The 14,056-nt window shown below is 36.1% G+C and carries 6 protein-coding genes and 1 riboswitch; of the genes, 4 read left to right on the top strand and 2 right to left on the bottom strand.

Annotated elements, in window-relative coordinates; all coding sequences use genetic code 11:
* Positions 1-267 precede the first annotated feature (267 nt).
* Genes BLR27_RS04940 through BLR27_RS04930 form a run of 3 tightly spaced genes read left to right on the top strand, consistent with a single transcriptional unit; the run spans position 268 to position 5,816 of the window.
* Positions 268-3,426, top strand: coding sequence for a SusC/RagA family TonB-linked outer membrane protein (locus BLR27_RS04940; protein ID WP_090701166.1), 3,159 nt, complete (start codon positions 268-270; stop codon positions 3,424-3,426).
* A 3-nt stretch (positions 3,427-3,429) separates the two neighbouring features.
* The gene (locus BLR27_RS04935; RefSeq protein WP_090701162.1) at positions 3,430-4,929 is read left to right on the top strand and encodes a RagB/SusD family nutrient uptake outer membrane protein; all 1,500 of its coding nucleotides are present in this window, start codon (positions 3,430-3,432) and stop codon (positions 4,927-4,929) included.
* 20 nt (positions 4,930-4,949) lie between these two features.
* Entirely contained in the window at positions 4,950-5,816 is an 867-nt protein-coding gene (locus BLR27_RS04930; RefSeq protein WP_090701158.1) for a metallophosphoesterase, read from the top strand.
* 180 nt (positions 5,817-5,996) lie between these two features.
* Positions 5,997-6,101, bottom strand: a riboswitch (SAM-I-IV-variant riboswitch).
* Between the two features lie 746 nt (positions 6,102-6,847).
* On the opposite strand, the gene BLR27_RS04925 is transcribed toward BLR27_RS04930, so the two are convergent.
* The gene (locus BLR27_RS04925) at positions 6,848-7,366 is read right to left on the bottom strand and encodes a hypothetical protein (RefSeq protein WP_090701156.1); all 519 of its coding nucleotides are present in this window, start codon (positions 7,364-7,366) and stop codon (positions 6,848-6,850) included.
* Positions 7,367-7,839: 473 nt separating this feature from the next.
* The gene (locus BLR27_RS04920; RefSeq protein WP_090701153.1) at positions 7,840-10,548 is read right to left on the bottom strand and encodes a bifunctional YncE family protein/alkaline phosphatase family protein; all 2,709 of its coding nucleotides are present in this window, start codon (positions 10,546-10,548) and stop codon (positions 7,840-7,842) included.
* Between the two features lie 293 nt (positions 10,549-10,841).
* On the opposite strand from BLR27_RS04920, the gene BLR27_RS04915 reads away from it, so the two are divergent.
* On the top strand, positions 10,842-14,039 hold the full coding sequence (locus tag BLR27_RS04915) for a SusC/RagA family TonB-linked outer membrane protein (RefSeq protein ID WP_090701648.1): 3,198 nt from the start codon (positions 10,842-10,844) through the stop codon (positions 14,037-14,039).
* Positions 14,040-14,056 lie beyond the last annotated feature (17 nt).

Here is a 14,056-nt window from a genome sequence, read left to right as displayed (position 1 = left end):
TTTGTTAATGCATTGTTCACGGTAGCTTGATTATGTAAATGTTCCTTTGTGCATCAGCAGCTCACAAAAGTTCCGATAATATCAATTCATTGAGAAATAGGAACTTTTAATCTGTCTTCCATTAAATGAAATTTTAAAAATGTACGACTAATTAAACACTCAGGATATAGGGATATGCCAGGTATAGAACTATAAGATCCACGACAGGCAAATAAAGCCACTTAAAAAATTCAATAATTTATTTTACATATCACGCATTTATCGCAAATGAAAAAACAACTTTACTTACATTTTTTTTTAAAAATATGTGTTCTAAGTCTTTCCTTTTTAATAGTCTTTAATCCCGTTCAGGATGTATTGGCTTTTAATTATATGGAAAGTAGGGGGACAGTTATTTTAGATAACATATTAATCAAAGGCAAGGTCATAAATAGCAATAATGAGCCAATGCCTTTTGCAACAGTTCTGGTGAAAGATACAGATATCAAGACCCAAACAGATGGTGATGGAAATTTTACCTTAGAAGTGCCTTCCCGAACGTCTGTAATAGTAGTATTCTTCATTGGATACGAAAAAAACGAAAGGATTGTAGGTGATCAAACTACCTTTACAATTCAACTGAAAGAAAGCAACAACAATTTAGAAGAGGTTGTTGTAATTGGTTATGGAACTCAGCGAAAATCTGATTTAACAGGCGCCGTTGGAAGCATTAAAAGTAGTGAGTTGATGCAGCGACCTGCGATAAATGTGGAGCAATCCTTAGCTGGTAAAATAGCAGGTGTAAATGTTTCAACCAATTCAGGTCGTCCGGGTGGCAGAACCTCAATTTCTATAAGAGGTTTCAGTTCTATTAATGCTTCGAATGATCCGCTATATGTAGTTGATGGAGTCATCTGGACAGAAGGCATCACTAACTTAAATCCCAATGATGTCGAATCCATAGATGTACTGAAAGATGCTTCTTCCACTGCCATATATGGTACCAGAGGTTCAAATGGAGTAATCATTGTTACTACCAAAAGGGGAGATAAAGATGGTAGCCAGGTCAGATATGATAATTATTTCGCAATCAATCAATTACCCGCTTCAAGAAACCTGGATGTGCTTAATTCTAAAGAATGGCTTTTCATGGAAGAAGAAGTATTTAAAAATGCAAGTAAGTTTGATCCTACAGGTTTTCTGGCAGGTAAATACATTAATCCTGTTGAGAAAAGAAAAGCTTATTTAGTTGGCAATACCTTAGGCAACCGTGAACTTTTTACACTTGGCCAGAATGGATTACCTCAGCCTATTTATGATATTGATTGGAGTAAAGAGACTTTTAGAACCTCATTAAGTCAGAACCACAACTTGGCCTTTACGGGTGGAAATCCTAAAACCAATTATGGATTCTATATGGGTTATGCCGATGATAATGGAATTATTAAAGAAAGCTTTCAGAAAAAATATAATGTCAGAGCGGTAGTCGACCAGCAAATGAAAGACTGGCTCAAAGTAGGTGTTACTTTAAGTTATGTCAGGAAAAATGAAGGCGGTGTGGATGATAGTAATGGCTCCTATAATGTGATTCGGAATGTTGTGGAAATGGTACCTTTTATTCCATTTAAGTATTCAGATGGCACTTATGGTTATGGCGGTGATTATGCTGGTCTTGAAAAGTTAGACAATCCTTTGTCGGAGGTTTATGAAAACAATATACTTTTCAACTCTAATGCTTTTAATGGAAGTAGCTATGCTAATTTTAAAATTCTTAAAGGCCTTGAATTTACATCCACATTGGGTACAAATATCACCAATGATGTAAACCCGAATTTCTCTAGTTCCAAACTACAGGGAGGAACAAGGAAAAATTCATCACGTATTTCAAGCAATGAAACCAAATTCTGGCAGTGGTCAAACCGTTTCAACTATAACAAAACATTTAATGAAAAGCATACCATCAATGTGCTTTTGGGTACTGAAAAGCAAAAGCTGAATTATCTGGGATGGACTGCATCTACAGGTTCGATGCCTGATGATTACTATACTTATTTTAATCTAGGCGCAGGCTCAACGCCTCTTGCACCTTCCTCGGCTACTAATTCTTACCAGATGGAGTCTTACTTTAGCCGTTTGAATTATAGTTTAGACGAAAAGTACTTATTTACAGTAACCGGACGTTTTGATGGTTCTTCAAGGTTCGGTAAAAATAATCAGTTTGCCTTTTTTCCATCAGCTGCTGCTGCCTGGAGGGTATCTGAAGAGGACTTCCTGAAAAATAACCGTACGATCTCTAATTTAAAACTGAGAGCCAGCTACGGCTTAACAGGGAATTCTGAAATTGGCTCATACCGTTCATTGGCTAACTTAAGCACCAATGCTTACATTTTTGGAAATATAAGATCTTCCGGATCGGCCATTGACCGCTTAGCAAATCCTGATTTACAATGGGAAAAAACAGCTCAATATGATTTAGGATTGGAAGTGGGTATTCTTGATAACCGGATTAACTTTATTGCAGATGCTTATTATAAGAAAACCAATGACTTATTGCTCGATGCTCCGATTCCTTCAACAAGCGGATATTCCACGGTAACTAAAAATATCGGCAATATGGAAAACAGGGGTATTGATTTTGCTATCAACACCGATAATATCCGTAAAAAGAATTTAACCTGGTCAACAACGTTTAATATTTCCTACCTGAAAAATAAAGTTACCGCATTAGGTGAAAATAATGAGGATATCATTTATGGTTTTAAAGAAGGGCAGATCCTCCGGGTAGGTTATTCTGTAGGATCAATCTTCGGGTATGTGCGTGATGGTATTTACAGTACAGATGAAGCGGCGCAGGCCAAAGTTTATGGTAAACTTCCAGGTGATGTTAAAATCCGGGATTTTAATAATGATGGAATTATTAATGCAAAGGACCGTACCATTATTGGAAAGGGTATTCCTGACTTTTATGGCACACTTTCCAATTCATTCAGATATAAAGCCTTTGATTTAATTGTTGAATTTCAGTATTCTAAAGGAAACGACATTTTCAACAATACCAGAAACTCCAGCGAAGGAAGGTTTGGCATTGCAAATAATTATGCGACTGTGTTAGATTCATGGACACCAACTAACCAGAGTGCTGTACTGGAACAAGTAAGGCCTACAGGCTATAGTTACTTTATGGATACCCGTAAAATGTCTGATGGCTCATTCATCCGTGGTAAAAACCTTGCATTAGGTTATACCTTACCAAAGTACTTATCTGAAAAAATGGGATTAAGTAGTTTAAGAGTAACTGCTTCGACTCAGAATTTCTTCTTGAGTACCAAATATTTTGGATACGATCCTGAACTGAATAACTACAATACTGCATTTTCACAGGGAATAACTTATTCCAATTATCCGAAACCAAAAACATACATGTTTGGGTTAACATTAAATTTTTAAATCATGAACACGAAAATAAAGAACATAACTGTCCTCTTCCTGCTTGTCATTTTTAGTGCAGGCTGTACTAAAGATTTTCTTTCTGAAACCAATAAATCGGCCATCACACAAGAAAATTATTTCACTACTGCCTCACAGGCGCAGGCAGCAATAACCGGAATATATCCAATGCTACATACCTTCAATCAGGAAATCGAGTTTCGTGGTGATGCCGTATGGTCATTATTAGAAATGCCTGTTGGGCATATTGGATTAGGAGGTTCACAATATAAAGATGGATCTATAAAGCATACTAACTCTGCCAATGAGCCGGTCTATAAAATGGTATGGTCAGGTTTTTATAACGGGATATCGAATGCTAACCTAGCCATAGAAAAAATTCCTGGTATAACCATGAATGATGCCAAAAAGAAAAGCCTGTTGGGTGAAGCGTACTTTTTACGTGCTTTATATTATTCATATTTAGTGAAACTATATGGGGATATTCCATTAATTACAAAGCCAATTAATTTTTCTAGTCCCGATCTATATCCTGAAAGATCCCCTAAAGAAAAAGTATATGACTTAATCGTCAGCGATTTACTGGAAGCAGAAAAAATGGGTTTACCTAAAGTTGACAATACAGGTAAAGCTTCCTTGGGTGCTGTAAAATCTTTATTGTCTGGAGTTTACTTAACCATGGCTGGCTACCCATTAAACAAGGGTAACACTCATTACCAGTTAGCTGCGGCAAAAGCAAAAGAAGTTTTGGATGGAGGATATTACAAATTATTTGATAGTTATGACTACCTGCATGATAGGGCTCATAAAAATAAAGATGAACTGATATTTCAAGTTCAGTACCTAGCCGGAGTAAAAGTTAACCGTATAACCGAATTTATTTCTCCGAGTGGTATATCTAAATTAACCAGCGATCTTGGAACCGTTGTGCCTATTAAAGAATTTGTGGAATCTTATGAAGCGAATGATAAACGTACGCAGGAAAAGCAGTTTTATTTTACAGAGGATTATGCAAGAGGTAGCACAACCAAGATTATTAAATTTGCACCGGCTCTTTATAAATACTGGCTTGAAGAAGGTGCAGGAAAAAATGGAGATGGAAATTCTGACCAGAACTGGACACTTCTGCGTTTACCGGAGGTAATGCTGATTTATGCAGAGGCTTCCAATGAAGTGGAAGGCCCTACCAGTTATGCTTACGATCAGATTAATAAAATCAGAACAAGGGCTAATTTGGTTAACCTGAAAGGATTGACAAAAGATCAATTCAGGGAAGCAATCTGGAGAGAGCGCTACCATGAGCTTGCTTTCGAGAACAAAGCGTATTTTGATATTCAGCGAACCCGTAAGGTTTATAATCTTAAAGCCGGAAAATTTGAGGATGCATTTTCATACATCAACGAAAGTGGAGTTAAATTTAATCAGCAATATATGCTTTGGCCTATACCTCAAAGCGAAATAGATGTTAACAAAAAACTTAGTCCTCAGAATACCGGTTGGTAGAACATTTAAATTTTATATAAATGAATTATTGTAATTTAAAGAAATCAATATCTTTTGTAATCCTGCTTTTGCTTCTTACAAGCACGGGTTGCATCACGGTACGTCAGTTTCAAAAGCCGTTTTTTTTCATTCAGATGACCGACCCTCAATTTGGTTTCTTTAATTCCAATAAGGATTTTGTAAAAGAAACCGAAAATTTTGAAAAAGCAATTTTAGCTGCAAACCGCCTGCGTCCAGCATTTGTAATTGTTACCGGAGATTTAATTAATCGCCCTGGAGACTCTTTGCAAATTGCTGAATATAAACGGATTGTGGCTAAATTAGATTCATCTATTCCAATTTATCATCTTGCTGGTAACCATGATATTACCAATGATCCTAAACCTCAAGATATAAAAGCCTATCGTAAACAATTTGGGCCGGATTATTTTACTTTTAAGCATAATGGAATGTTGGGTATAGTTCTTAACTCCTTATACTTCAAAAGTCCTGCTGGCGTCCAGAAAGAAGCTGCTCATCAGGATAAGTGGCTGCGTCAGGTGCTACAAAAATCAAAAAGCTCCAAATCACAATCTGTTTTGGTTTTTCAGCACCATCCCTGGTTTTTAACTGATCCAGAAGAAAAGGATGAATATTTTAATATCCCGCGGGAAAGCCGGAAAAACTATTTGTCTCTATTTAGTGATTTCGGTGTCAGCTATATATTTTCTGGACATTACCACCGAAATGCATGGGGTAAAATCGGTAATATAGAAATGGTTACTACGGGACCAGTAGGGAAACCTCTGGGTAAAGACCCTTCTGGATTTCGGATTGTAAAAGTCGATGGAAATCAAATTAGCCATCAATACTATAATCTAGATTCTATTCCCGTTCAAATACGCTAAAAGGATTTGATTACAGCCCATTATTTCAGATTTTTTTCTGAGATAATGGGCTTAATTGTTACCAGTGGGCGTAAGGACACCTTGTTAAAAGACATCAAGAATCTGTCGATGAAGCTTATGGTTTAATATTCAAAGGCCAGGAAGGCAGTTGGGTCATTATTTTAGGCACTCATATCATTTCGGCAAATACACATTTGACTAGACAGTCCGTATTATTTTTACCACCGTGGTGTCTTCACTCGGTTGGTGCCATTGTCAATTGACGACTGGCTCGAAATACAATTCAAGTGTAGAAAATAATTTTCACTTAACAAAAAAGTATTGCTAATATTTTTTGGATTAAGGACTAATTCCTAGTTTTTAAGACTCCAAGGCAATAAATACAGATCAAACTTTAATGATGTATTTTCAAGAAAAAAGACATTGAGAAAGAAAATTCAAGTTTGGAGAGGAATCCAAAACTTAATCAGTGAGGAATAACAAATAAAACCATACGAAAGAGACTAATTGTGTATAAGCTAGTACACCCGGCTATTGTTACCTATTTTCTTAATTAGAAAAAATAGCTGTATTTGGAATCAACAGAATCTCTTTCGCACGGTATTATTTTTACAATTGAAGTGGATAGTAAAACCTTCGACTTGAACAATTGTGAGACTTAGGTAGATGATAATCTTCAACAGCTTTCAACTAGTCTACTGCCTAAGTGCAATGATATAAAAGCAGGAAAAATAATTGATATATACAAGTTAATTAGCTCATTTACAAACTTTTATAATAATCAAATTAGTTATTTACTATAACGAAATTAATGATGCCGGATGTCGCAGTTTCTTACATACTTATTTGAAGAACAACTATCCGATCAGCTTGATACATCTGTAGCAATAGTCATTGACTCAGGTTCAAATTTGTGGGGCTTACGAGAAAAAGCTTGCATTTAGGGTAAAAAAAATCTTCATACATGATTTATTCCATGCCCTTATTAAGCCTGATCATTCCTGAGGGCGTTTCTGATTATTTTAAGCTGGTCAGGGCGAACCTACAGTTTGTGCTGTCCACCGATCCCAATCAAACCCGGCTCTATCCCACCGGTATTTTGCAATATTCCTGCCTCTGTTCTTTCGGCGCGATACCTTAACCAGAACCGGAGGTTCCTCTTCTATCGTTTTAAATAATTTTATTTGTAGTTTACTATCTGCCGGATAGTTTATCTGCGATTTATCAAAGGGGATTTTCTTCTTTTTGACCTTTAACGGCTGATCACTCATATACTCTGCAATAGCTACATTCCAGGCGGAACGGAATCCCAGTACAGCAGCTTTGATGCTGTAAGCCTGTTTTAAACCCTGATCTGCTATAACCACCCGTGCAAAAGAAACTGCATCTGCAAAACGTCTCCGCTCCTGTTTCTGCTTTTCTGAATAAATCACAGCACTTCTGTCCGGAAATTTAGAAACAACAGTCTTCCCCCCGCATTGCCTGAATAGCAACTGGCGGTTTATGCTTCCACTGAAGCCTTGAAAAAGTGCTGAGGTATGAATAGCCATTTTCTTAATTCCTGATTGAATTTAAGAATAAGTACACTGTTTATCAAGAACTTAAATTAAAAACAGAAAAAATAAAGCTAAAAGAGAGGGCTTAGGTACGTCTTAGATTCGTTTGGTGTATAGACATTTTACGTTCAGTTGTAATTAGAAATGGGTTTTGGGATAGAAATCGAAAAATTGAAGATGATGATTTTGGAATAGCATCAAGACAGAGATAATGCCAACAAAGCTGCATTCCCCGCCGGTATGTCAATCCCGACGAAGGAGGGATCTTCCTCAAAATTCTCCCTGTTTTGAGTTAAGCAGCATCAGCTCTAATCGTCCAATGCAAAAGACTCTTTGACCCCTCCGGAATAATTTCGGAAATGTTAACTAATATCAGAAGCATTTATAGTCATTCTTTTCTCTTTAGGCTGGAAATATGCTTAGTACACAAATTTGAACCTGATCCCAGATCTCCTTTTTTATTACAATTAATTTCCTTTATAATGATTTTCCCTTTGTTCTTTTTCATTATCCATTGCCGGACCCTGACTTACTTTTCTCCAATCAATCTTATAGTTATATTTTTCCATTGCCTTATCCCAGTCAAAAATGACTTTGTCAGGAAATTCAAATTTATAAGTCTCTAAATTTGGTTCTGTAGTGAAAAAATCATCTAATAAGCTTGCAGTAATATCATATTGATTAACATATGGAACCCCCAATATATTATAAATGACTTTTAAGACTGACCCAAAATTTGCATGAGTTTTTGAAACAAAATTTCGTTTTACATATGGACCAGCCATCATCAAAATACTCCTGTGGGCATCTATATGATCAACACCACCTTGTGGATCATCCTCAGTCACAATTACCAGCATATCTTTCCAATAAGGTGTTTGACTTAAAAATTGCAATGTTCTGCCAAGGGCTAAATCATTATCGGCCATAAATGATTGTGGGTATGGATAACCATCTTTTGGTCTGATACCTGCACCATGATCGTTAGGTAACATCATAGTAATGAGTTGAGGCAATGTATCTTTCCCATTTAGCCACATATTAGTGAATTCCTCTTCGAATTGCTTTACCCTAAATTGATCCGGGATATTTGTGTTATATCCGGCAAAATTATGTGAAGTCTTGCTCCACAAGGCTTTTTGCATTGGAACCATCACAATATGTGCTGCACCAGTAAGGGTGTCTGTGCTAATTTCCCGAACATGTGCAGTTTCATTTGCTTGTCCGAAGTTATAATATGATATATTTTTTCTTTCTAATGCTTCCCATAAACCACCTATTTCTGCATAATCTTCCGGATCCATACTTCCTGTAGACCCAGGGAATCTCCTTCCTGGGGCGGATGAAAATAATTTGGCAGTTTTGCTTACACTGGAATTAGTTTCTACCCATTCATTCGGAATAACACCCAACATCCAATGGTGGCCATGAATTGAAGCATCACTATCGCAATAAAAGTTATCGCTCACAGCAAATTGACTCGCAACTTTAATATGGTTTGGGCTGATGTTAACACGTTTGTAGTTTATGCTATCTAGCTTAACTAAAACATTATTACCGTACCTGGCTAAACTGGTGTCTCCTCTTACATTTTTAACCTGACTTAAAACCTCATCAAAGGTTCTGTTTTCCTTGGTTATGTATACAATGTGTTTGATTGGAGATACTGAGCTTCCTGGTGTCGTAGGCAAGGCGCTGGTATTTATGTTTTTTACTTTGATATATGTGTTGTCAATAACCTCCCTGGTATATGTTTTCAAGTCTTCTTCGTTCGGATTCTTTACCTTTTGGAAAGTGCCTAATTGAATATCTCCAATGTACGTGCCTTGTGGTGGCTTTATGAAATTTTGTCCTCCATTAGGGCCTGCACCATAACCTCTGCAGGAAATGATATATATATCTGATTCATCGGCAGAAAGTTCAACTCTTGTGGGGCCCCAGCCTGTTGGAATTAATCCTTTGGTTATCCCTGAATGAGTATCAATAACGGCAACTGCATTGAACCCTAATAAGGAAACATATAGTGTATTCTGATCTTTGCTTAAGGTCAAACCAAAGGGCACCAAACCACGATATTTATCAAGGCTCGTATCAATTTTTATTGCAATATGTTTTACTATTTTTCCATTTTTATAATCGATGACCGAAATATTATCATTGCTGGCATTACTTACATAGGCGTATTTCTTTCCTATTGCAATGGAGTTCGGACTTGATCCTCCTACAACCTCAATGTCATCGATCCATTCTCCTAGTAAGTATCCTGTTTTAAGTTTTTTAACAGTTTTGTTCTTTGTTAAATCTATAACAAATACGCTCATCGACTCATCTGAATTCGGATCTCCCAAACCGGGAATTTTCTTTCCGTCAATTGTTGTTCCTTCGATTGATTCTTTTGAGTTATTTGGGAAAGGATGCCAATTGATCATTTGCTGATTTATATTTTCCAGGTTTGTTCCACCTACTAAAGGATAAGAATACATACCTACATTGGCTACCAATGCCGTTTTAAAATCGGGTGAAAGGGCTAATCCAAACGGTTGTCTTCCCGTTGGGATGGATGCTGTAATTGCCTTGCTTTTTAAATTTATTCTAACCAATCTAAAATTTCCCCGGTCTAAGACTAATAACTCCTCTTTCCCGGGATTGTAAACTAAATCACTTGTAAAACTATCTTCATAAATAGTATTCTCAAATACCCCGTTCAAATTAATTTTGTCCAGAATTTTCAAATTTTTATAATCATAAACTATAACGGTTCCTTCGTCACCCCCGCTTAGATAAACATGGTTTAATTCAGGATGAAAAGCTAAACCTAAAAATGAGCCCTTCTTTAAAGGGGCTTCAAATTTATTTTCATAATCCGGAATACGTGTTGAATGCATATCCGATAAGGAAATAATACTGATCACTCCATTATGTAAAGTGATTCCAGTTTTCCCGTCAGGAGAAATTCTAAGGCCAAAAGGATCATGAGTAATTTGGATTGTTTGTCCGGCCGGACTTACATACCTGCCACTTGGCAATACTGATTTTTTGCCAGGGCTTATTGAGGCATATTCTTTATAACCCGGAACTGAAATGTAATGATCTGCCTGCTCTTGAGATTTTAACTCGGAAATAACACTGAAGTAAATCAGTATTAAAAACAAAAAGCCAAATTGATAATTTTTCATTTGTTAAATTTTTAACAGAGGTAGTAATCTAAATTAAAGTGGATATATCTAAGCTGTTAAGTAATTATGAACATTTAGAATCCTGGTTTTTAACTGTTTCGTAAATTAATTCAGCGTCAAGAAAATGTTATTCATTTATTAAAATAAAGTTTAAATAAAGTTCTAAGAAAATTTTTCTGAAGTCTTTTATTCATTAAAATAAAATGTTTAGTTAATCAAAAAATTATGTTGTCGTACAAACTTTGTCCTCAACTAATCCTAACTAATAAATGATGAAAACGAAACAGAACTCAATGATTTTTTTTAAAAAATTCATTCTTCTGGCATTGATTTTAATTTTTTGTGGCCAATCTGGTGTTTTTGCACAAAATCAACTAAAAGGAATTGTCAGAGATTCAAATAAACAAAGTCTGCCTGGGGTAAGTGTGAAAATTAAAGGGTCTTCCACAGGTGTTGTTACTAGTGCTGATGGCTCTTTTACACTTAGGTCTGACCTAAAGCAAGGAATATTGCTTTTTTCTTACATCGGGTTTTTGACACAAGAAATTACCATTGATGGAAGGTCAAATTATGAAATTTTATTAATCGAAGATGCTACTGTCTTAAATGAAGTGGTGGTTACCGCCTTAGGTATTAAGAAAGATATCCGGCGCCTGGGCGTGGCTATTCAAACAGTGGATGGTGCTTCTTTAGTAAAGGCAAGAGAGCCGAATGCTGTTAATGCATTGGTAGGCAAGGTAGCGGGTTTGACAATTGGAACTCAGCCTGAATTACTTAGACGACCAAATATTTCTCTCAGAGGAAATCGGGACGTTTTGTTTGTTGTGGATGGGGTACCAATTAATTCTGACACATGGAATGTGAGTGCTGATGATATTGAAAGTTATTCTGTATTAAAAGGCGCCTCAGCGGCCGCGTTATATGGTTCCAGAGGAAAAAATGGAGCTATTTTAATTACAACCAAACGAGGCTCAAAAGATAAACGAGGATTCCAGGTAGATTTTAATTCATCAAATATGATGGATAATGGATTTTATGCAATTCCTAAAACTCAGGATGAGTATGGTCCTGGTGATCATGGTAAATATGCCTTCGGTGATGGCCGTGGTGGTGGTTTAAATGATGGTGATTATGATGGTGGTTGGGGCCCGAAATTTGACGGTCAATTAATTCCTCAGTATGACTCACCTGTAGATCCTGTTACCGGAGTTAGACAAGGAACACCCTGGTTGGCAAGAGGAAAAGATAATCTTAAAAGATTTTTAGATCCGGGAATTCTTTCTACGAACAACATCTCTATTTCTTCCAGTGGAGATAAATATAATCTGAGATTTTCAGGCTCTCATATTTACCAAAAAGGTATTGTTCCAAATACAAAATTAAATATGACAAATTTTAATATTACAACTGATTATTCGTTTTCAGACAAATTAAAATTTGAAAGTAGTTTACAATACAATCGTCAGTATACTCCAAATATTCCGGATGTCAATTATGGTCCAAACTCTATTATTTATAACATGACCTTATGGGCAGGAGCTGACTGGGATGTTGATGACATGAGAAATTACTGGCAGGAAGGTAAGGAAGGAATTCAGCAGATCTATGCTGAATATCAGCGATATAACAATCCTTATTTTATGAGCTATGAATGGTTAAGAGGGCATAATAAATCAGATGTGATTGGCCAGGCTGCAATGACCTATAAATTTACTCCATTTTTAGATTTAATGTTACGTACGCAGGTAACTACCTGGGATTTAATGAGAAATGAGAAAATGCCATACAGTGCTGGATCATATGGCAGAGACGAAAGAAGAGGTGACTATAGAGAAGATAGACGTAGTTTATTTGAAAACAATACAGACCTGTTAGTACGCTTTGATAAGGATCTTGTAAAAGATTTGAATGCGAAAATCTGGACGGGAGCAAATATTCGGACATTTAATTATAATTCTCAATTTGGAACTACAGATTACTTAAATGTTCCGGGATTGTACAATTTTTCTAATTCAGCAAACCCTGTAAAAATCTACAATTTTAATTCAAATATGAGAGTGATTTCTGCATATTACTCTGCAGATTTTACTTATAAGGATTGGTTAACAGTTTCCACTACTGGTAGAGTGGATAAATTGTCAACCCTGCCAAAAGGTAATAATACATTTTTCTATCCTTCGGTAGCTTTATCTACTGTGGTTTCTGACTATGTAAAATTGCCTTCTTTTATCTCATTCTTTAAGTTGAGAGGATCTTTTGCAAATGTTAAAGACGGACTAACCCAATCCACAATAGGAACTACACCTGCAGATAGCTATCCTGTGGGTTATGGTGATCAGTATTATTCGCCATATGATGGTCCGACGTACCAAAATTCTGCTTATTATAGTACTCCATTTACGTATAATAACCAACCTGCGGCAAGATATACGAACGTTCTGAACAATCCGGAATTACAGCCAAGCAGTACTTCTCAGTTTGAATTTGGCGGTGATATTAGAGTGCTGAAAAACAGAATCGGTTTAGATTTCAGTTATTTTAAATCAGATGAAGGCCCCCGTATTTTCAACCTTCCAATTTCTACAACAACTGGTTATTCATCTACATTGGTAAATGGTATTAAAACCAAAAAAACCGGATTTGAACTTGCGTTAAATGCATCGCTCTTCAAAAAATCAAATGGTTTGTCATGGGATGTAACCGCCAATTACTCAACTTTTAAGGAAACTTTGAATGAAATTTTTCCAGGTGTAACTAACTTAAATACCTTTTTCAAGGTAGGCGATCGATTAGATAAGTTTTATGGTAGAGCATTTGTGAGAAATCCAAATGGAGAGATTATTAATGATGCATCTGGCCGACCAATTTATAATCCGGTAAGTCAATTTTTAGGGCATATAAACCCTGATTTTGTTTTAGGTATAAACAACAGATTGTCCTACAAAAATGTTTCTTTAGGGTTTCAATTTGATGGAAGATTTGGAGGTGTAATATCTAATTATATCCAGAGACAAACCTATAGAGGTGGACGCCATATTGGTACCGTTACAGGTACTATGGGTGAAGCCAGATATCAGGATTACCTTGGTGTAAAAGCATTTGTAGGAGAAGGTGTTCAGGTTGCAAATGGTGCTGCTATTAAATATGATGTAGATGGCAAAGTGACTAATTTTTCTGAATTGACCTACTCACAAAATACTACAAAACAATTTGTGCAGGATTATGTGAGCCGTTACTATAATTCTGATGAAGGTAACTTAATGAACAGAACATTTGGAATGCTAAGAGAAGTGGTAGTTGGATATAACTTTCCAACAAAACTGTTCAATAATAAAGTCCAATCTTTTAGTGTCTCTCTTGTTGGAAGAAATCTATTGTATTTCGCTGAGAGTAAAGATATCGATTTGAATCAATACATAGGTGATGGAGGTTCAGGTTTACAAACACCATCCACAAGAAGATATGGCGTAAATCTTAATATCACATTCTAATTTTAAAAAAAAATATC

Origin of the sequence: Daejeonella rubra, from assembly GCF_900103545.1 — a bacterium.
In the GTDB taxonomy this organism is placed as follows: domain Bacteria; phylum Bacteroidota; class Bacteroidia; order Sphingobacteriales; family Sphingobacteriaceae; genus Daejeonella; species Daejeonella rubra.
The sequence above is the reverse complement of the archived record's forward strand: the minus strand, read 5'-3'. Positions and strand labels throughout refer to the sequence as shown.

Bases quoted from the DNA above. Each gene is read 5' to 3' on its own strand.
- BLR27_RS04920 (WP_090701153.1), bottom strand. From the start codon at position 10,548: ATGAAAAATTATCAATTTGGCTTTTTGTTTTTAATACTGATTTACTTC.
- BLR27_RS04915 (WP_090701648.1), top strand. From the start codon at position 10,842: ATGATTTTTTTTAAAAAATTCATTCTTCTGGCATTGATTTTAATTTTT.
- BLR27_RS04935 (WP_090701162.1), top strand. From the start codon at position 3,430: ATGAACACGAAAATAAAGAACATAACTGTCCTCTTCCTGCTTGTCATT.
- BLR27_RS04925 (WP_090701156.1), bottom strand. From the start codon at position 7,366: ATGGCTATTCATACCTCAGCACTTTTTCAAGGCTTCAGTGGAAGCATA.
- BLR27_RS04930 (WP_090701158.1), top strand. From the start codon at position 4,950: ATGAATTATTGTAATTTAAAGAAATCAATATCTTTTGTAATCCTGCTT.
- BLR27_RS04940 (WP_090701166.1), top strand. From the start codon at position 268: ATGAAAAAACAACTTTACTTACATTTTTTTTTAAAAATATGTGTTCTA.